Genomic DNA, 19,833 nt, shown 5'->3' on the forward strand with positions numbered 1-19,833 from the left:
ATTATCTTTATTAAGAGATTTAAAAATTTGCCCATAGTACAAGTTTGCTTCATTGAAAAAATATTTTTTTGACAAAAAAGGTATTGACAAAAATACAATTATCTGTTAGAGTACACATTAAATTGTATTAAAATAAATGCAACGAAAAGGAATAGTAGGTTTTTTGATACTTCCAGAGAGCTGCCGGTTGGTGCGAGGCAGTGGTAAGAAAAAAACCGAACTCGCCTTGGAGCAGGACACTGAAAAGACTTTGGTCGGTAGGTGTTCCCGGAGATTTCCGCCGTTACACGGAAAAGGATATGTTTGTATCCTAAAAAGTGCGTCCTTTTTTTGGACGAATGAGAGTGGTACCGTGGAAGCTATGCCTTTCACCTCTTTGCAAATCTGCAATTAGGTGAAAGGCTTTTTTTATTGAAAAATACAAGTTTTTCCACGCTTATCAGTCTTTTTATACCGCTTCCGTGGGGCAAAAAAGTGCGAAGCAGACTCTTTTCTCATTGCAGAATAAAACAATTGGAAAAGAAAAGATTTAAGGAGGAAGAGATAAAATGAAAAATTATCAAAAGTATAAGGCTTACGAAACTGTCCAAATGGCAGACAGAACTTGGCCTAGCAACTGCCTGACCAAAGCGCCTATGTGGTGCAGTGTTGACCTTCGGGATGGCAATCAGGCACTGGAAACCCCCATGAGCTTGGATCAAAAATTGGAGTTCTTTGATTTTCTTGTAAAAACAGGCTTTAAGGAAATCGAGATTGGATTCCCCGCCGCATCCGAAACGGAATACGAATTTACTAGGGCATTGATTGAAAACAACTTAATTCCCGAAGATGTTACCGTACAGGTTTTAACCCAATCCCGCGGTCATATCATTCAAAGAACCTTTGAGGCATTAAAGGGTGTAAAAAATGCCATCGTTCATTTATATAATTCCACTTCCACCTTACAAAGAGATGTGGTTTTCGGAAATTCCCAGCAGGCGACCATTGATTTGGCGGTTTACGGCGCACAGCTTATTGGGGATATGGCGGCACAGTATCCCGAAACAAACTATCGTTTTGAGTATTCCCCAGAAAGCTTTACGGGAACAGAAATGGATTTTGCCGTAGAAATTTGTAATGCGGTGATTGACGTTTGGCAACCGACGACGGATAAAAAAGTGATTATCAACCTGCCGGCAACGGTGGAAATGGCAACACCCAACCTCTACGCAGACCAAATTGAGTATATGTGTCGAAATTTAAAAAACCGGGAGAATGTTTTAGTAAGCCTTCATGCCCACAATGACCGGGGTACAGCCGTTGCTGCAACGGAACTGGGGATGCTTGCGGGGGCTGATCGGGTGGAAGGCACCTTGTTCGGCAACGGGGAGCGCACAGGCAATGCGGATATTATGAACGTTGCCATGAACCTGTTCACCCAGGGCATTGACCCCCTGCTGGACTTTGGAAAAATCGACGAGGTTGTGGAAATTTACGAAAATGCCACCAGCATGCATGTACATCCGCGTCATCCCTACGCCGGGCAATTGGTTTACACAGCATTTTCCGGCAGCCATCAAGATGCGATCCGCAAGGGTATGGAAGCTATGAAAAGCCATCCAGAGCATTGGGAGGTACCTTATCTACCCATTGACCCTATGGATGTGGGCAGAACCTATGACCCCATTATTCGCATCAACAGTCAATCCGGCAAAGGTGGTGTCACCTTTATTTTGGAGCAGTACTATTCCTTACACATGCCAAAGGCGTTCCAAAAGGATGTGGGTGCAGTTGTTACCCGCGTCTCGGACGAAATGCAATGTGAATTAAGCCCAGATAAAATTTTCGAAATATTCAATCAAGAGTATGTAGATATTCGCAGTCCATTAAAATTGATTCAGTACCGTACCGAAACCGTGGATCCCGAACGGGATGTGCTTGCAATAGAAGCAGAGATTGAATATGGCGGCGAGCGACATTTTATACAGGGAGAAGGTAACGGCGTTGTTTCCGCTTTCTGCCATGCAATGGATAATCTTATTCATATGCCCATTGATATTATCAACTATCGTGGCCATTCCATGGAACTTGGCACAAACTCAAGGGCGATTTCCTACATCGAAACAAAGGATGCCACAGGAAGGAGGTTCTACGGTGCTGGCACCTCCTCCAGTGTGGGCAAGTCCTCTCTTAGGGCAGTCGTAAGCACCATCAATAAAATGCTGTCGGTATAAACTTAAGATCTTAGGGACGCTGTCCCTAACACCTTGCAAGCTGGTCAAGCACTTTTGCTCCGCAAAAGCTCGCAAGGATGCAGCCGCCCTATCTTGGGCGGTGCAGTATTGAAAAGGCTTGACCTAAACTTTATTTCTTTGCCCAAGGCATACCTTGGGCAAGAGGACTACGTTCGAGGGCACCAATAGGACGAACAACAAATATAATATCCCAAAGGTGCAGACATCATTTGCCCCCAATAAAGGGTCAAGGGAGGAGCTCCCTTGTAGGTTTGGGTCACTCACTTTTACTGCTAAAAACCCAAGGTCTTATTTTTCTAAAAACTAAAAACAGAAAGGAAGTATTTTATATGGGAATGACAATGACACAAAAAATACTGGCAAACCACGCAGGCTTGGATACCGTAGTCCCAGGCCAGTTGATCCAGGCAAAATTAGACATCGTAATGGGAAATGATATTACCACGGCTGTTGCGCTAAACGAATTCAAAAAAACAGGTGCAACGGAGGTTTTCGATACTGAAAAGGTAGTTATCGTCCTGGATCACTTCACACCAAATAAAGATATTAAAGCGGCAGAGCAGTGTAAAAGCTGTCGCACCTTCGCCTACGACATGAAAGTTAAAAACTTCTTTGACGTTGGGAAAGCAGGCATTGAGCACGCTCTCTTGCCTGAGCAAGGCATTGTGGTTCCCGGTCAGGTAATTATCGGCGCTGACAGCCATACCTGTACCTATGGCGCATTGGGCGCATTCTCCACAGGCATTGGCTCCACCGATATGGCCATCGGTATGGCTACAGGGGAATGCTGGTTTAAGGTGCCTTCGGCAATTAAGTTTAATATTGTTGGTAAAAAACCCCCTCATGTCAGCGGCAAGGATGTAATTTTACATATCATCGGCAAAATCGGCGTAGATGGCGCTTTGTACCGCTCCATGGAGTTTACCGGTGAAGGCATCCAAGAACTCACCATGGACGACCGCTTTACCATCGCAAATATGGCAATCGAAGCAGGGGCGAAAAATGGTATTTTCCCCATAGACGACGCTTGCATCGCCTATGCAAAGGAACATTCCCAAAAGCCTTTTGATAGTTATGAAGCTGATGCAGACGCTGCATATGACGAAGAAATCACCATCGATCTTTCTTCCCTTCAACCAACCGTATCCTTCCCACATCTGCCTGATAACACAAGAACCATCGACAACGTTGGAGATGTGAAAATTGATCAGGTGGTAATCGGTTCATGTACCAACGGAAGAATTGACGATATGGCAATTGCCGCAGATATTCTTCGCGGAAAAAAGGTTGCGGAGCATGTTCGTACCATCATCATCCCTGCCACTCAGGAAATTTATCTGGAATGTATCCGCCGGGGATATGTAACAGATTTTATAGAAGCCGGCGCAATTTTCTCCATGCCCACCTGTGGCCCCTGCTTAGGCGGGCATATGGGTATCTTGGCAGCAGGAGAGCGCTGTGTATCCACGACAAACAGAAACTTTGTAGGACGTATGGGACATGTAGAAAGTGAAGTTTATCTGGCAAGCCCTGCTGTAGCGGCTGCATCTGCAATTGCCGGTAAAATTGCAGATCCCAGAAAGATTGGAGGTAATGCAGAATGAACGCAAAAGGAAAGGTTTTAAAATTTGGCGACAACGTAGATACCGACGTAATCATCCCGGCAAGATACTTAAATGTATCTAGCGGTGAGGAATTGGCAAAGTATTGCATGATTGATATTGATCCAGATTTCACTAAAAAAGCAAACACTGGCGATATTATTGTGGCACTGAAAAACTTCGGCTGCGGCTCCTCCAGAGAGCATGCGCCCTTGGCAATTAAATGCGCTGGCATCAGCTGTGTCATTGCCACCACCTTTGCCCGTATTTTCTATCGCAATGCCATTAATATTGGTCTGCCCATTTTAGAATGCGATGAGGCAGCCAATGACATTGAAAACGGCAATGAAGTAAGCATTGATTTCGATAGTGGCATCATCACAAACCACACAAAAAAACGTACTTATCAAGGTCAGCCCTTCCCTCCTTTTATTAAGGAAATTATGGCAGCAGGCGGTTTGGTGGAGCAGACAAAGGAAAAAATTAAGGGGTAATCATTATGGGAGAATATAAAATTGCAGTCATTCAAGGGGACGGCATTGGCCCCGAGGTAACACAGGAAGCCATCGGCGTATTAAAAGCTGTAGGAGCAAAATTCAGCCATACCTTCACCTTTGAATATGCCCTTGCAGGGGGCTGTGCCATTGATGCTTGTGGACAATGCCTGCCCGCGGAAACTTTGGCAGCCTGTAAAGGGGCGGATAGCGTCATGCTGGGTGCCGTTGGCGGCCCAAAATGGGATAGCGTGCCCAACGCCCAACGTCCCGAAAAGGCACTTTTAGGCTTGCGTTCGGAATTGGGCCTATTTTCCAATTTGCGCCCTGCAAAAATTTATGATGCCTTGGCAGACGCTTGTCCATTAAAGGCGGAAATTGTTGCAGGCGGCTTGGATATCCTCATTGTTCGGGAATTAACAGGGGGCATTTACTTCGGCGAGCGTGGTTACCGCAAAGGAAAGTACGGTGTAGAGGCCTTTGATGTGGAAGCCTACAGCGAAGTGGAAATTAGACGTATTTTGAAGAATGCTTTTGAAGTTGCCATGCAAAGGGATAGAAAGGTTTGCTGTGTAGACAAGGCAAATGTTTTGGAAACCTCTCGTCTTTGGAGAAAGGTTGCCGAGGAAATGAAATCAGTCTATCCCCTGGTTTCCCTTTCCTTTATGTATGTGGATAATGCGGCAATGCAGCTGGTGCGCAATCCAAAGCAGTTTGACGTTATGGTAACGTCTAATATGTTTGGAGATATTTTGTCCGACGAGGCAAGCATGATTACAGGCTCCATCGGTCTGCTCCCCTCTGCAAGCTTAGGAGACGGCACTTTTGGCATGTATGAACCTATTCACGGTTCTGCCCCCGATATTGCGGGACAGAATAAGGCAAACCCCATTGCGGCTATTCTATCCGTAGGAATGATGCTAAAATATTCCTTCCATTTAGAAAAAGAAGCAGAAGCCATTGAAAATGCCGTAAAAATGGTTTTAGAACAAGGCATGCGTACTCCAGATATTTATTCAGACGGTACTACCCTTTTAGGCACCAAGGAAATGGGAAAAGCAATTGTGGAATGCATTTAATATGTAGAAACAAGCTGGAATTCTTCAATATAAATGATAAAATTCATCTTTCAGCTACAATACTTATCCTCTTTTAGGCAGATTCTTCGGGATATTTATTATTAAGGTAATAACCCATAATTCTGTATGTCCAACTGTGCAGTCAGATTTTTCGTCAGACAAAACAAAAAGCGCAGTGAATAGCGAGGTGTTTACGAGCGTTGTTGTGCAGGCCTGACGGAAAAGATGCAAGAAAATGGGCGTACAAGGCATCAGCTGGGAATTGTACGTGCTGCCTTAATTCTAGCAAACAGCAAAGAATTAAGGCACGCTAAATTTTGAATAAATGTTCAAATATTTAGGGCGTTATGGCCTTTTGCCATAACGCCCTTGTTGGCGTAACATTTTTTATTTTAACCTACAAAGCCTCAGAGAAAACAAGAACATCCTCCTCCAGCAACACTGTATCTCCTACAGGAATCACAATACTCTCGCCCCGCTTGATTACAACAATGCGTTCATTTCCACCAATGACATCTGCAATTCTTTTTCCATGCCAATGGGTTTTATTTTTAATATTCATTTCAAATAATGTTAGCCCCTCAATCTTTTGGGGCGATTTTCCACTTAAAATCAGCACGTCATGCGGAAAAATTTCTGTTTCCCCATTAGGTATAATATTTTCCTTTTCCCTAACAATCAAAAGCAAAAAGGAATCAGGCGGCAGCAAAATTTCTTTTACCTTCTGATGAACCCATGGATAATCGGAAGGTATCGATAGCTGCAAAAACTGTACCGGAAGCTCATCCATATAGTCATTAAAAGTACTCATAACGTCTATGGAATTATCTGTCATGTTCAATTTTTTTGCTACAAAAGGAATTAATGTTCCTTGGATTAGTATGGAAAAAAGTACAATAAAGAACACAATATGAAAAATATCGTTATTTATAATAGCAGAATTGATAACCGCCATAATTGCAAAAACAATGGAAGCTGCGCCTCTCAACCCTGCCCACGAAACCAATCTCTTTTGCCCCTCTGTACTTTTAAAAGGGGTTAGAATGGAATACACCGCCGCAGGGCGAGCAACAAAGGTTAGAAAAATCGAGATTGCCAAAGCCGGAAATGCTACCTTCGGTAATTGGGATGGAAAAGAAAGAAGTCCCAACAGGAAAAACAGCAATATCTGCATTAATCCAGTAATTCCGTCAAAAAAATGAACAAGCTCAGGTTTATTGCTTATTTTGCTGTTTCCAAGGATAATTCCCGTTATATAGGCACCAAGATAACCGTTTCCATTGAAAAGCGTTGGTATTGCATAGGAAATTATGGCAATTGCCAAAACAAAAATAGAATAAAACCCGGAGCTGGAAAGTCGGAATTTCTTAAAAAGCAAGAGGGTAAGCATGGCAATTACCAAGCCAAACACACCGCCATATACAATTTGCGAAAAAATTAAATATACAAATTGTTGCGGTGAGCTGGTTCCATTCATGAGAGAAAGTACAATTATGGTTAGCATATATGCAAAAGGGTCGTTGCTCCCACTTTCAATTTCAAGCAATGATGCTGTGTGATCACGAAGGTTCAATTTTTTAGAACGCAAAATAGAGAATACGGAGGCTGCATCAGTTGAGCTTACAACCGATCCGACCAAAAAACTTTCTAAAACTGGAAACCCCATAATTAAAAAGCAAAATGCCCCCACAAACCCCGCAGTCAAAACGGTTCCCAAGGAGGAAAGCAAAATTGCTTTCGCTGCAACCGGCTTCGCCTCGTTCCATTTTGTACCAAATCCGCCATAAAACATAATAAAAAGAAGTGCTATGGAACAAACCTGTTCTGCAAAAAAATAGTCATCAAATTTTATTTTTACTATCCCGTCAGATCCAAAAAACATGCCTAGTAAAATGAATATTAAAAGTACCGGCATTCCAAGCCTGTTTGAAATTTTATTTCCCAGCACACACACAATTATTATAATTGCTACTAAAAGTAAATTTACAGCCATTGTTGCCTCCTTTCAAAAATAATAATTGAAAAATTTCAGGGTTAAGCATAATAAATAACCCAATGATTTTTCTATGATTTCATTTTAACCTAATTATAGCAAACAATCATTATTATGTAAAATTACTTTTTATTGTAATATGCCTCTGCTGCAAGTTTTATAAGCATTCTAGTCAATGCTAGCCTTAATGAATGACAAAAACCCCTCGCCAATGGAATACAGCATCTTTTTTCAGCTTTTTATCTCTATAAACAATTTCCTCGATCAAATAAGTCCTTTTTAGGATACTGTTACACAAAACTGAGCTTTTCATATGAAGTATTACCTAAATACCGTTTCAAACGGCTATTTGGGTACATCAGACAAAGAAATACGCTTTATAAAAAACCAAAATACATCCTATTTTCCAACAAATTTTTTAAAAAACCATGCCAGACACCTTCTTTTTTCATGGTATTTTTTCATTGAAATAGGCCTGCAAAGCCTTTGTAGAACTTTTTCCAAGTCACTGTTGCCGTAAAAATGACCGCCTACCATAACCAATTTGCCTGTAGATGCAACCTTTATAATAACTGTAGTTGGCACGCAACTCCTCCCTGAGGATGCCTACGTATATAACGATACACTTGTTCTTTTTTGAATATTCTCCCAAACAAATTATATGAAGCTGAAGCCAATTACCTTTGCATCGGCAATTGCGGTGCAGACTTTGAAAAGATTGGGCAATCCGTCAACGACTTGGTTGATGCTGTCTTCGTACTGGAAGCTGTTTTGCAGCTGAAGCTTGCCAAATTCCATGATTGTATTTGTGTGGTAAACCCTTAATCACACGATTGCAAAGCACCATGTACTTTGAAAAAAGCTAGTCAAAAACCACAATATAAAAAAGGCCCGGTTGTACAAAACAATCGGGCTTTATGAAGATCACCGTGTTTATCTTCTTTTATCCAATAAGTAAAAAAACCTTCTTCTAAGTGCATAAAACCCCGCTCTGCTAACTGGAATATCCAAATATTCGTAGGCAACCCCATCGGTCACGTTTTTCAAAAGATAGGCATATAGTTCCCCATCAGCCTCCAACGCCGCCTGTTCAATGATTTTAATATCATCGGTCAATTGCGCCCTTTTTGTGGCAATCTTTGCTGTTTTGTCTGAAATTGCATCCCCTCTGGTGACTTGGAATTGGGGTGAAGATAGCTCCGTAATGGAACGAAGAATTTTCTGTTTCTCCTTATATTGCCTGCAAAAATATTTTAACTCACGATAGCGGTTATCGGAAATATCATAGTCTAAAAGCTGTAAATTTCGTTCCTTTGCCAAGGGCATCACCTCTTAACCCTGTTTATTCTTTGTCGTTTATATAAATCGATTTCATCGTTTATGGCAGCCCTCGCGGCTTTTAGCTGATTCAATTTTTCCCGTTCCGTTTGATAGCGGATACAGTTTGCATGACACAACGGGTGACGCTCCTGACATTGGTAGCAGCAAGTGATTTTTTGATTCATACGAACCCCTCCCTATTGCAAAAGTACGCTCTACTACGCCATCATATTCCTACGAAACAAGCCAAAAGCAATGACCGTCAAATTGCATGAAAAAACCTTTCAATAAAAAATATCATTTTGGGAATAATAAAATCCCACAGAAAGGTCAACCTTTTAGAGTTTTTTCGTTTCCAAAAAAGCGGTACTTTATGAAAACTTCAATTAGACGTTTTCCCCCTAGAAAAATCATGATGAGCTCTACCTCATTTAATTCATTTGAAAATGAGCAACACCCTGAACATAGTTTTCATTGTAATTTGCAGTGCTCCACTGGTTTTTACCGCCGAAATGCAAGCTATCTCGACGTTAACACGCCACCCTTTCCCTTACTTATCCCACCAGTTATCGTCCAAGGCTTTTATAATATTTTCAATTCCCATACCAAACCGTTTTGAAGGTTATGGAAATCTTCGCTTAATGCATTGATCACAACCAATCCACTCATTTTTCAAGAAATATTGCACTTCATACTCCTGACTACCACAGTTTGGACAAGGCTCCGCTTCCTCGTGACAATCGCCGCAGCCGTCGCATTCCTTGTCCATTAACTTACATTGATAGGTCATACCATCCCCCCTTTTTTAGAAAAAAACTCCCCCTTCCCCTTTTTTACCACTTAAACTTTTCGCACGCTACGCAGCCGGTAGCAATCAATAAATTTTTTTTCTGCCATTTTTTAGCATTCCTTCTTTAGTTTTGTTTTATTTCCCTCAGTTCTTTCGCTATAGTTAGAGGAAAAAATAATTTCTGTAATAATTTCGCATTCCATGCGACTTTTACTCAAAAAAAATTTTTTCCGCCTCCCTTCCCTCTAGCTTCAAAATCTCAACCAGCCTATTTGCTTCCCGTATCGTAAAGCAATCCTCTGCGCCTTTTAGCTTCTGACCAAAAATCTTCACCTCCATCCCCATCTTTTCTGCCAGCTTTTCCTTTGTATAACCATGGGCTGAAATTTGTTTCATAAATTGATTTACATTGATCATTTTATCGCCTCCTTTGTCGCATATTATGCGACAACTTAATACTAACGAACTCTTTTAAAAAAGTCAACCTTTTTTGCCATTTTTTGTATTATTTCGCATTTTGCGCAACAATTTTGTCGAATTCTATTGCATATGTGCGATTTTCTGCTATACTTAACTTATTATTTTCGAAAGGAGGTTATGAAATGGAAGTTGGACAAAGAATAAAAACGTGCAGAAAAAAAAGGGGATTATCTGTAAACGAGCTTGCGGAAAAACTGGAGAAAAACCGCGCCACCGTCTATCGCTACGAAAACGGAGATATTGAAAATCTGCCAATTAATATACTAGAGCCTATTGCAAAAGCACTGGACACTTCTCCCGCCTATTTAATGGGCTGGACACAAAGCTGCCCTCCCATAGCAGAAAAAAATGCAAATGAGGCTTTTATTCCCACCAAACATGAGCTAGATGTAATCATGGCATATCGCAATCAACCAAGCATGCAAACAGCAGTTGACCGAATTTTAGGTGTCCATACAAAACCAAGTATTCACTTGCAAGGCAAGGTTGCCGCCAGAGGCTTTCAGGAAACTGACATATGCGGTACAACCAGCCTTACGGCAGAAGAAATCAAGAAACGTCTTGGGGAAGCCGTAAAGGATATTGATTTTTAATAATTGCTATTGTTCATTTTAGGATGACTCTTGTTTCAGTCTACAAATTTTTTTCGAAATTCATTACCAAAAAGTCCGCATTGCAAGGCTTGAGAAAGCAAAACAATCGGACTTTTTTTGTTCCCTAAAAACCCCACAAGGCCTAGGTTTTTCAATCAATTGTGATTTTTTCAGTCCTCTTCTAATATTTACTTGCTTTTATAAACATTGTACTTTGATAAAAACTACGAGATAAGGAGTGTTGTCATTGAAGTACAGTATATATCAAGAAGCAAGAAATCTTTCCTGGATAGTCCTACGAGATTGCGGCGTCAATTGCTTTCCCGTAAACCTAGGGGAAATTTGCAGGCATTATAAAATTAAAATGATTCCCTATTCCAACTTTACACTATGGGATCTGGTGGATCCCCAGGCAAAAAAGGGAGATGGCTTTTCTTTGAAATTTGAAAACCAATATTACATCGTTTTTAACGATTTCATCCATCATTCCGGACGAACCCGTTTTACCGTTGCACATGAACTTGGACACATCTTATTGGGACACGTTGAAACAATCACCTTCTACCGCAATAGTGAAAATGATTCCAGCACAAATGAAAAAGAAACCCAAGCTAATATTTTTGCAAGAGATTTATTGATGCCTGCGGCAATCCTTGCCGCCCTCCAGGTGCATACCCCGGAGGAAATTTCTACTTTTTGCAATATTAGCCTACAATCGGCCCAAATTAGGGCAAAAAGGATGGAAGTGCTCTATCAGCGGCAACGCTTTCAGCAGCATCCATTGGAGCGTGCCATAACCCAACAGTTCGAAGGATATATTAAAAAAATATCCCAAAAATAATTTTATCCCCTGGAGCATGATGGAACTCATCCTTCAGGGGATATTTTCACAAGAAAATGAAAAATTATACAGGCGGCAAAGAAGCCGCTTTTCTTGTGTATGGGCGCTAACAACCTACCAAAGGAAATCGCACTCATACAAAAACATCACTATTTAACAATACACATCCCTATTTAATACTTCCCATTAAAGCTGTCATCTAAGTTGAATTGGGATTTTTCTTGCCCAAAAGCTTCCCCATTATCTTCTGCTTCGTCTTCCACTGCTTTTTCCATACCTTTGAGTCTAAACTTAGCAATAAGCTCCTTCAACATCAAGGACTGACCGGAAAGCTCCTCGCTAGCGGCGGCACTTTCCTCAGCGGTTGCGGAGTTGGTTTGAACAACCACAGCAATTTGCTCAACTCCCATATTCACCTGAGCAATGGATGTTGCCTGTTCCTCACTGGCATTGGCAATTTGTTGAACAATTTCTACTGTTTTTCCTGTACTATTCACAACTTCCTCCAATGTCCTTGCTGTTTCGTTAACAATGTTAACACCTTGATCCACTGCTTGCACGGCCTTTTCAATAAGAACAGCTGTATTTTTTGCGCTTTCTGCTGATTTTCCCGCCAAGTTCCGTACCTCATCGGCAACTACAGCAAAGCCCCTTCCCGCCTCTCCTGCTCTAGCGGCTTCAATGGCAGCGTTCAGCGCCAAAATATTGGTCTGGAATGCAATATCTTCAATCGCCTTAATAATTTTACCAATTTCGTTGGACGTATTGCTGATTTCTTCCATAGAATAAACCATTTGATTCATCTGCTCTTTGCCTCTATAGACTATGTCCTTAGCATCCATGGAAATGGCCTTTGCTTCCTCTGCATTTTGCGCAGTTTTACTGCTACGATCGGAAACTTCATTTATGGATGCAGACAATTCCTGAATTGAGCTTGCCTGCTCCGTAGCACCCTGGGAAAGAGCCTGCGCACCACCTGCTACCTGCTCGGATCCACTGGCCACCTGCTCAGCAGCAATATTTATTTGTGAAAGTGTTTCATTGAGCATGTCCGCAGTATCTGTCAAGGCAACTTTAATTTTTGCAAAATCACCATCATAGGAATTTTGGAACTTTAAACTTAAATTCCCCTTGCCCATTTCCTCTAACAAATAGGCTACTTCGTCAATATAATTTATGTAGATTTTTAGTCTATCAATCAATACACCCATAGATTTTGCCAATTGCCCAATTTCATCATCGGTCTTTATGTCAACTTCCGCATCCAAATTTCCTTCGGCAAGGGTGCGTGTAATTTTATTTAGCTTTCCTATGGGCCTCACAATGCTCAAAACAATGTAAACGCCCAATGAACATGAAACAACAACACAAACTACGATAATTAAAATGAGATCGATGATAGATTTTTGAATTTCGTCCTCAACAATAGCCTTTTCCTCTGCAATATAATTATCAATAAAATCCGTATAGTTTCCTGTTCCTAAAACCAAATCAAAGGGAGCAAAATACGCAGAATACCCTCTTTTTGGTGCAGCTTCCGTTTCACCCGGTCTTGGAAATACAAAATCAGTATATCCACCACCATTCATGGCCTGCTCCTTAATGGCTTGAATAAAAGGAAAGCCATCAGCATCCTTTGCATCGGCCCGGTTCGTTCCCTCTGTATCCTTGCCTAGTAAGACCACGCAAGTACCGTTCGTCTTATCTCCCCAGAAGTAGCCATCCTCACCATATCTCATATTGCGCAGTGTATCCAAACCTAATTTTTCCGCCTCATCCTTTGAGTAGATACCCTCTAAATGTGCATTATATACGCTTTGCAGCATAGATAAAGCACAATCCACCTGCTCCTTGATTTTTGTATCAAATTCGTTTCTAATTTCCTGCTCAAGAGTTATCAGAAAAGAATCTTTTTGAATTTCCATTCTATAAATGGAAGCTCCCGCTACGCAAATACCGGAAAGAACAACCAGCAACATTAAAACTGCCATTTTCGTTTTGATTTTTAATGATTTCACACAAATCCTCCATTCGCCCTCTGTGTACTAAAACATCCAGAATCCCAAACCGAAAGTTTTAAACACCATTCCTTATTTCCTTCTTATAATAAAGCATAACTTTTAATAAAATTATAGCATGCATTTTACAATTTGCAACATTTTTCTTGGTTTTATATGCAAAAATCAGATTGTTTTGCAGCTTTTATTGTATACAATTTATAAAGCATTGTATCAAATGCTTTTAATAATACGTTTTTTAATTCTTTGGAGAAACGTGTTATCTTATTTTTATTTTCTTTTGAATTATAGCAATGATGCTTGTAACGTAAAGTACACTATCTTGCAATTTTTACAGAAATCAATTGGTAAATTTTATATTCTATGGTATAATTTATAAAACAATAAAAAAAGAATTTCTTAGCAAACAAAAATTATTTCTTGAACACTCGAATTCTATCTGTAAATATATCTGTTATAATTTTTTATAAATTAAAGGACTTTTAAGAAAAGAGGTGTAGCCATGCTTAGTGAATATATTGGTATTATCGGCGCTGTGGCCGGTTCTGTCAGTACACTCATTGTGGTGGAATCAATTCGTCATATTGGCGGTGTTAAATTTTTTCTCCGGGACATACGATTCAAATATCGGCTGAACAGCAGCTTTAGCAACTCTTTATATGAGGAGGTAAAGCAGCCTTTTCGCCTTGGTTATGATTTGGATATCTATAATTGCGGTAGCATTCCTAGACTTGCCCATGATTTCTCCTTAGCTTTTTATAAGGGTGGCAGCTTGGTTTTAAAGGCAAACCCCAAATGCGATAAAAATGCCTTTAACGTAAACCCAAGAGAATTGGTTTCCGTTTCTCAGGTGTTTGATATGGACGATTTGGACAATACCCTCGTAGGGATAACAAAAATTGTTTTGAGCTATAAAACCTCGAAACGACGGAATCGCAAATTCGTTTTGTACCACGGCAATCCACTCTATCCGGATACCGGAAAAAAAGCATAAACTATCAGGACATTAGAAAAGTTAAAAAACGGCCTGGTATTAGCCAAACTCCTAAAGGGAAACATTCGAAATGTGACTAATACCAGGCATTTATCGGCAGGCAGCGGCGAATCATTGTCTGCCGTTTACTCTTTTATGCGCCTTCCTTGGGTGTCGCTTCATACTCCAAGTTTTATTTAACGAATTTATCCAGCAGACCAATGTTACCATAGCAAATATCCACGGATTGTGGTGCAATACAGGAGTACCCCCTTCACGTTTGCCAACTTCTTACACTCGCAATAAGCAAATTGAGAATCTCACAGTCCGCATATCCAACCGGGTGTATTGTTTAGATTTCTCTAAAGAATGCACCCACATTTGCAACTGAATCCTTTTGTTTTTCCAGTCCTGCCTCCTTTTCACAACACCATATTTCTCAAAATAGCAGTGTGATAGTATGGAAATCTGTTCCTATTTAAGCGGTTTTACAATCTAGCAGGAGCCTTTGCCCATTCATACACAAAGAAAAAATGTATCTAACGATAGATGCGGTTTCTTCATCAGGGATGTTTTTACGTAGAATCATCAAGGCCTTTCTAATATCCGAAAAACAGCTTTATCTCTACCCTTACTCTTTTCAGCCTTGGTACGAGCCGATGCCCCAGTCTTTTTGCTGCAATCTTCCCCATAGAGTTCATTAAACCAATTCATCATAGAAGGGAAATCATCACTGGTTTCACAGAGGATATCTGTGCCTTCATTGATGAGGATAAATCGGACACCGAAGGTTGGGAGTACAATTTCAATTGGCCTCCCATCCTCTAAATACTCCCTGCCTAAGTGAGACATATCCTTGACTAAGCCTTCCGCCTTACCGAGTAAAGGCAGGGGGCTTAGCTTATGGCAACCAGTCTGGTAGAGTTTTACAGGCAGACGTGCAAATGTCAGCGAGTAAAAAATTTGTATCTTTCACTTGTACAAAAGAGATGTGTGAATAGGGCTAAGTCCATTTTTGCGCCCCCTTGACTACTCATGTGAACGGATATAAACAATGGAAATTAAGGTTAAGAAGATCTTATGTAGTTGCCTGAAATATAAACCAGCCATCCTTGACCGAAAACTGGTATACACCGCCATGCTTTTCCACAATATGAGCCATGCTTTTTGTGCCAAATCCATGCTCCTGTGCTTTTGAAACAGGCATGCCCTGATGAAATATCGACTCAAAGTGATAGCTGTTGCGGATGTCAATACACAGCTTGTTATTCATGGAATACACACGAAGGCGAATGATGCGTTTGTTGCTGTCGGGTATATGTGCAGAGGCCTGTATGGCGTTTTCCAAAGCATTTGACAAGAGAGAACAAAGCTCAGTGTCGCTGAACGGAAGCAGATTTGGCAGCTTCGCATCTATCTTCAAGAGGATTTCCACTTGTTTTGCTTTGGCGGAAAAAGCAGACAAAATCAGATTGACGGTTTCGTTTTCACAAAAGCGTATAGGTGTGATGGCATCCATATCGGACTGGGCAGTTCGTAGATACTCTTTGATCTCCTCTACGCGTGCCTTGGAGGCCAGCCCCTGTAAAAGAGTGAAATGATGGCGCATGTCGTGGCGATAGGCCGCAGCATTCTGCTGCATCTTCCGCAGAGAAGCAAATTCTGTCTGGGCCAGCCGAAACTGCGTATCAAGCATATCCCGCTCTCTTTGGCGGGTTGTTTGTTTTTGCGTCTCAGCGGAGTAAAGGATTACAAACACAAAATAGAAAACGGATATTGTTGAGGGCATGAACTGCACCGCCCATTTCGTCCCTCGGTAAAGCATATCGGCGTAGATGGTGGTAACATAATCAAACATATAGTAAAAAAGTGGTACCCCACCTAAAAATAAGCAGGACTTATTGGACTTCTCCATAAGCTGACAGACAGATACGGCCACATATCTTTTCAGGAAATAATAGGACGGAAACACAGTTGCCATATAAAAAATGTGGTCTGCAAGTCTGCTGTCCAAAGCGGCTCCCGCAAGGAAACCCACCCAGCGTGGCGCTTGACAACAAAGATAGCCGGAAAGCACGCTGACGGCGGATATAAGCCATGGACGCTTATAGTATAGGGAGAATATAAATATCAACGGCAGGTGGGTAATCAGCGAATACAGCTTGGATGTCAAATCCAAACCCAAAAGCCACCAGGAAGCAGTCTGAACAAAAAGAAAAATTACACAGAGCAAGCCAATGATCAGCCTGTTTTTCTGCGTGAGCTCTATTCCTGCAAAAAGAACCGACACCGCTACACCAAAGAGCAGCGAAAATCCAAACCGCAGAAGCCCTATCACAGTTACTATCATTTTAAAGTCCCTCCCTTCATCTGATTATACCTCCCACATTTGATAATTCAAATACCGCTGCTTAATCTCTCGCATCTTACCCTGTGCAATAGGAACAGTGGAAAGGGTCTGTAAGGTTACCTGATGATTTTCAATGGTATCCACATACTGCATATTTACAAGATAGGAACGGTGGGGTTTGATAAAACACCAATATTTCAGAAGATTGTCACAGACGGAGGAAAAGGACTCTATACATTCGATGACCCCGCCGGAGCGCAGGTGATACAGCACATTTCTGGCGATGACCTCCACAAAATCCAAATTGGAGATCAGTATTTTTTGAATACCTCATTACTTTTTACGATAACCACATCCTCATCTTTTTTCGCTTTGATCTGCTCTAACATTTCGTCAAAGGTGAAGAACAGTTTTTCTTTTGAGATTGGCTTAAGTACATAGTTAATGGCTTTCACTAAATAGCTTTCCAAGGCAAATTCAGGTGATGAGGTAAAGAATAAAATCGGGGCGGTTTTGTCAAACGTGCGAATTTCCTTTGCCACCTCAACGCCCGTAAAACCTGGCATAATAACAAGGGCAGATGATCTCTGATCTATCCCGTAGGAGGCGTACTTCGTGCTTTGGAGAAATAAACCGATGGTTCCTTTCCAAAACGCTAAGATTGATGGCTACAGGATGAATAAAATGAAATAAGCAAAAGCAACTATCAGCACACAGAAAAGCAAGGGTGGAAACCCATATCGGTTTCCACCCTTGCTTTTCCGTATTCAGTTTGTGTTTTCTTAAATTATCTTTATTGGTGCTTGCCTTTCACGGTACCTCTTTTTTATATTGCACAAAATATTAAGATTATTTTTTAAATTTTCTATTGTTTTTTACAACTAAAAACAAAGGCATCCCAGCAATAGCAATTAACCCCATACAAAACAAGTATGAATTTTGTTCCTCAAAGGTTGGAAACAGCAACCCCAAAATGAGCCATCCCACGCCCAAAAAGGCAAAGGGAAACACCAAGCCCTTTTGGTACTCCTTTCGATTTTCATTGTTGCGATATTTCTTTGAAACAAGATAAGAACATCCAAAGCCATGCAGCATTGCTTGAATGATAAAGCTTAAGCCTAAAAAAACAATTGTGATTGACTTCCCCCCCCTTAAAATACTTATTCTACCTCTTTATCAGAAAAAGTTACTGTAATTGCAATACCCCCATTGCAATCCAGTTTTTTGAAATTATCAGAAATACTTATAAGCTTTCCGCTTTTATCCATCCCAAACTTAATCCACAATGGTATTTCTTCGTTTAAACTTATTGAGGTTGAGTTTGATATATAAGTTGATACAACATTGGAATCGGAAAAGACCGTTTCATCTTGAAAAAAAACATATTTTATATAACCACCATTTTCGTCTATGGAAAACACTTCAATCTCAGCTTCTTTTATTCGAATCGCTATCCGATTATTTAGATATTCTATACTATCCGAAAGCTTTCCATCCGCTACCCATTCCCCATTTTTATAACACCAAATATTTACAGAAAAATACTTTACTGTTTCAAAAACACGCTATTTCAACGTGTATTGTACTCATTTTTTGTATCTCATGGGTATATAACGCATTCCATCTGTCATTTGCTCAGGTGCAGTATCCACAAACCCCAACCGATGATAGACTTCAATGGCAAATGGCGATGAATTTACTGTTATTTCATTGGTTGTGCTGTTTTCCAAAATAGCTTGAAACAATTGTTTGCCAATACCACGCCTTTGGAACTTCCCATCCACAAAAAACAGCGCAATATGACTTCCTTCATTTCTTGTTGCAATTATGCCAAGAATAGAATCTCCTTCGAAGGCTCCATACATTTCAATTGCATTTAAATAATCTTCATTGTTTATAACAGAGTTTTGAAAAGTTTCAATACCCTCTCTGGAATAATCAGGCGCTTCATATTGCAAAAAAGTTTCCCAAACTAACGCTAACGCTTTTGTTCTAAGGACATTTTGTATTTTTTGAATTTGTACGGACTTCATTTTAAATTCCTTCTTTCACAAATAACATTTTTCTACTGGTTTTATTATAGTACAAAAAGTGTAAAAATCAATATATGGTTAAAATTCCATATTTCTGTATTTTGTATTAAAAAAATACCTCCCCAAAATCACAAAATGAATGATGGGAAAGGTATCTTCTTCACTATCTTTTTATCAAAACCAGCTTATATTTCATAAGTGATATTGTCAATCAATCTGATTTTGCCAATATACACCGCAATGGGGATTAAAATGGATCGGGTGATTTTTCCCTTGAGCACCTGCAAGCTTTCGCTATCCACAATTTCAACATAATCAATTTCCGCCAATGGCTCTTGTACAATGCAAGAAAGCAATGCGGCTTTCAAAACAGAAGCGTTACGTTCCCCATGATCCAACGCACTTTTTGCAATTTCCAGGCTTCTGTTTAAAACAAGAGCCGCCTCCCGCTCCTGGGGTGATAAGTATACATTTCGTGAGCTTTTTGCCAAACCATCCAGCTCTCTTACGATGGGGCAAGCAACGATTTCCAAATCAAAATTCAAGTCTCGAACCATTCTTTTTACGACTGCTACCTGTTGTGCATCCTTTTGTCCAAAATATGCCCGTTCGGGCTGAAGGATGTTGAAAAACTTGGCCACCACTAGGCAGACGCCGTCAAAATGCCCTGGCCTCTTGCTTCCGCAAAGCACATCCGTTAGGGCTGAAACATGAACCGTTGTAGAACGATTGGGAAAATAAAGCTCCTGTGCATCGGGAGAGAAAACAGCATGCACGCCCAGTTTTTCACACAAAGCGCAGTCTTTCTCTATATCCCTTGGGTAAGCATCAAAATCCTCGTTCGGTCCAAATTGGGTGGGATTTACAAAAACGCTCACAACTACCCTATCGTTTTCCAATGCCGCCCGTTCAATCAGGCTTTGATGTCCCTCATGCAAGGCCCCCATGGTTGGCACATAGCCCACCGAAAGACCTTCCTTTCCCCATTGCTTTACAATTCCCCGCATCTCTTTGATCGATTTCACAAGCATAAT

General features: G+C 40.8%; 22 protein-coding genes and 1 other annotated feature. Of the genes, 8 read left to right on the top strand and 14 right to left on the bottom strand.

Going from position 1 to position 19,833, the window contains the following annotated elements; all coding sequences use genetic code 11:
* Positions 1 to 132: 132 nt before the first annotated feature.
* Positions 133 to 379, top strand: a binding site (T-box leader).
* Positions 380 to 548: 169 nt separating this feature from the next.
* From leuA to leuB, 4 genes are all read left to right on the top strand, one after another.
* Positions 549 to 2,213: a 2-isopropylmalate synthase gene (gene leuA, locus CLNEO_RS08705; protein WP_066087474.1), complete on the top strand. Its 1,665-nt coding sequence runs from the start codon at positions 549 to 551 to the stop codon at positions 2,211 to 2,213.
* A 350-nt stretch (positions 2,214 to 2,563) separates the two neighbouring features.
* On the top strand, positions 2,564 to 3,838 hold the full coding sequence (leuC, locus tag CLNEO_RS08710; protein WP_066087480.1) for a 3-isopropylmalate dehydratase large subunit: 1,275 nt from the start codon (positions 2,564 to 2,566) through the stop codon (positions 3,836 to 3,838).
* On the top strand, positions 3,835 to 4,329 hold the full coding sequence (gene leuD, locus CLNEO_RS08715; protein ID WP_066087483.1) for a 3-isopropylmalate dehydratase small subunit: 495 nt from the start codon (positions 3,835 to 3,837) through the stop codon (positions 4,327 to 4,329). The genes leuC and leuD overlap by 4 nt, the downstream gene beginning before the upstream one ends.
* 5 nt (positions 4,330 to 4,334) lie before the next feature.
* Positions 4,335 to 5,408, top strand: a complete 1,074-nt coding sequence (gene leuB / locus CLNEO_RS08720; RefSeq protein WP_066087485.1) for a 3-isopropylmalate dehydrogenase — start codon at positions 4,335 to 4,337, stop codon at positions 5,406 to 5,408.
* 397 nt (positions 5,409 to 5,805) lie between these two features.
* On the opposite strand, the gene CLNEO_RS08725 is transcribed toward leuB, so the two are convergent.
* Together CLNEO_RS08725 and CLNEO_RS08730 are read right to left on the bottom strand one after the other, a co-directional pair.
* Entirely contained in the window at positions 5,806 to 7,401 is a 1,596-nt protein-coding gene (locus CLNEO_RS08725; RefSeq protein WP_066087488.1) for a potassium/proton antiporter, read from the bottom strand.
* Between the two features lie 399 nt (positions 7,402 to 7,800).
* Entirely contained in the window at positions 7,801 to 7,986 is a 186-nt protein-coding gene (locus CLNEO_RS08730; RefSeq protein WP_066087491.1) for a hypothetical protein, read from the bottom strand.
* A 51-nt stretch (positions 7,987 to 8,037) separates the two neighbouring features.
* Here CLNEO_RS08730 and CLNEO_RS08735 point away from each other — a divergent pair, with 51 nt between their 5' ends.
* Positions 8,038 to 8,226: a hypothetical protein gene (locus CLNEO_RS08735; protein WP_066087494.1), complete on the top strand. Its 189-nt coding sequence runs from the start codon at positions 8,038 to 8,040 to the stop codon at positions 8,224 to 8,226.
* 108 nt (positions 8,227 to 8,334) lie between these two features.
* On the opposite strand, the gene CLNEO_RS08740 is transcribed toward CLNEO_RS08735, so the two are convergent.
* The 4 genes from CLNEO_RS08740 to CLNEO_RS08750 form a co-directional block, all read right to left on the bottom strand.
* Positions 8,335 to 8,721: a hypothetical protein gene (locus CLNEO_RS08740; RefSeq protein WP_157723530.1), complete on the bottom strand. Its 387-nt coding sequence runs from the start codon at positions 8,719 to 8,721 to the stop codon at positions 8,335 to 8,337.
* Between the two features lie 5 nt (positions 8,722 to 8,726).
* Positions 8,727 to 8,906 (bottom strand): hypothetical protein, encoded by a 180-nt coding sequence (locus tag CLNEO_RS08745; protein WP_066087500.1) that lies wholly within the window; start codon positions 8,904 to 8,906, stop codon positions 8,727 to 8,729.
* A gap of 437 nt (positions 8,907 to 9,343) precedes the next feature.
* Positions 9,344 to 9,511 (bottom strand): hypothetical protein, encoded by a 168-nt coding sequence (locus CLNEO_RS15820; RefSeq protein WP_157723531.1) that lies wholly within the window; start codon positions 9,509 to 9,511, stop codon positions 9,344 to 9,346.
* Between the two features lie 210 nt (positions 9,512 to 9,721).
* Positions 9,722 to 9,928 (bottom strand): hypothetical protein, encoded by a 207-nt coding sequence (locus CLNEO_RS08750; protein ID WP_066087503.1) that lies wholly within the window; start codon positions 9,926 to 9,928, stop codon positions 9,722 to 9,724.
* Between the two features lie 185 nt (positions 9,929 to 10,113).
* Here CLNEO_RS08750 and CLNEO_RS08755 point away from each other — a divergent pair, with 185 nt between their 5' ends.
* Positions 10,114 to 10,584, top strand: coding sequence for a helix-turn-helix domain-containing protein (locus CLNEO_RS08755; protein ID WP_066087506.1), 471 nt, complete (start codon positions 10,114 to 10,116; stop codon positions 10,582 to 10,584).
* 247 nt (positions 10,585 to 10,831) lie between these two features.
* Positions 10,832 to 11,425, top strand: a complete 594-nt coding sequence (locus CLNEO_RS08760; RefSeq protein ID WP_066087510.1) for an ImmA/IrrE family metallo-endopeptidase — start codon at positions 10,832 to 10,834, stop codon at positions 11,423 to 11,425.
* 173 nt (positions 11,426 to 11,598) lie between these two features.
* On the opposite strand, the gene CLNEO_RS08765 is transcribed toward CLNEO_RS08760, so the two are convergent.
* A complete protein-coding gene (locus tag CLNEO_RS08765) occupies positions 11,599 to 13,443 on the bottom strand; it encodes a methyl-accepting chemotaxis protein (RefSeq protein ID WP_066087513.1) in 1,845 nt (614 codons plus the stop codon).
* Positions 13,444 to 13,945: 502 nt separating this feature from the next.
* Here CLNEO_RS08765 and CLNEO_RS08770 point away from each other — a divergent pair.
* Positions 13,946 to 14,437, top strand: coding sequence for a hypothetical protein (locus CLNEO_RS08770; RefSeq protein ID WP_066087516.1), 492 nt, complete (start codon positions 13,946 to 13,948; stop codon positions 14,435 to 14,437).
* A 567-nt stretch (positions 14,438 to 15,004) separates the two neighbouring features.
* On the opposite strand, the gene CLNEO_RS08775 is transcribed toward CLNEO_RS08770, so the two are convergent.
* The 7 genes from CLNEO_RS08775 to panC form a co-directional block, all read right to left on the bottom strand.
* Entirely contained in the window at positions 15,005 to 15,268 is a 264-nt protein-coding gene (locus CLNEO_RS08775) for a recombinase family protein (RefSeq protein WP_066087518.1), read from the bottom strand.
* A 226-nt stretch (positions 15,269 to 15,494) separates the two neighbouring features.
* Complete coding sequence (locus tag CLNEO_RS08780) at positions 15,495 to 16,766, bottom strand: sensor histidine kinase (RefSeq protein WP_066087521.1); 1,272 nt, start codon at positions 16,764 to 16,766, stop codon at positions 15,495 to 15,497.
* A gap of 24 nt (positions 16,767 to 16,790) precedes the next feature.
* Positions 16,791 to 17,039: a LytTR family transcriptional regulator DNA-binding domain-containing protein gene (locus CLNEO_RS08785; protein WP_242864188.1), complete on the bottom strand. Its 249-nt coding sequence runs from the start codon at positions 17,037 to 17,039 to the stop codon at positions 16,791 to 16,793.
* A gap of 38 nt (positions 17,040 to 17,077) precedes the next feature.
* The gene (locus tag CLNEO_RS08790; protein WP_242864189.1) at positions 17,078 to 17,308 is read right to left on the bottom strand and encodes a response regulator; all 231 of its coding nucleotides are present in this window, start codon (positions 17,306 to 17,308) and stop codon (positions 17,078 to 17,080) included.
* A gap of 618 nt (positions 17,309 to 17,926) precedes the next feature.
* Positions 17,927 to 18,187: a hypothetical protein gene (locus tag CLNEO_RS08795; RefSeq protein WP_066087530.1), complete on the bottom strand. Its 261-nt coding sequence runs from the start codon at positions 18,185 to 18,187 to the stop codon at positions 17,927 to 17,929.
* A gap of 165 nt (positions 18,188 to 18,352) precedes the next feature.
* Entirely contained in the window at positions 18,353 to 18,799 is a 447-nt protein-coding gene (locus CLNEO_RS08800) for a GNAT family N-acetyltransferase (RefSeq protein ID WP_066087533.1), read from the bottom strand.
* 185 nt (positions 18,800 to 18,984) lie between these two features.
* Positions 18,985 to 19,833 carry a pantoate--beta-alanine ligase gene (gene panC, locus CLNEO_RS08805; protein ID WP_201032890.1) on the bottom strand — a complete coding sequence of 283 codons (849 nt, stop codon included), beginning with the start codon at positions 19,831 to 19,833 and terminating at the stop codon, positions 18,985 to 18,987.

The organism is Anaerotignum neopropionicum, assembly GCF_001571775.1.
Lineage (GTDB): Bacteria > Bacillota > Clostridia > Lachnospirales > Anaerotignaceae > Chakrabartyella > Chakrabartyella neopropionicum.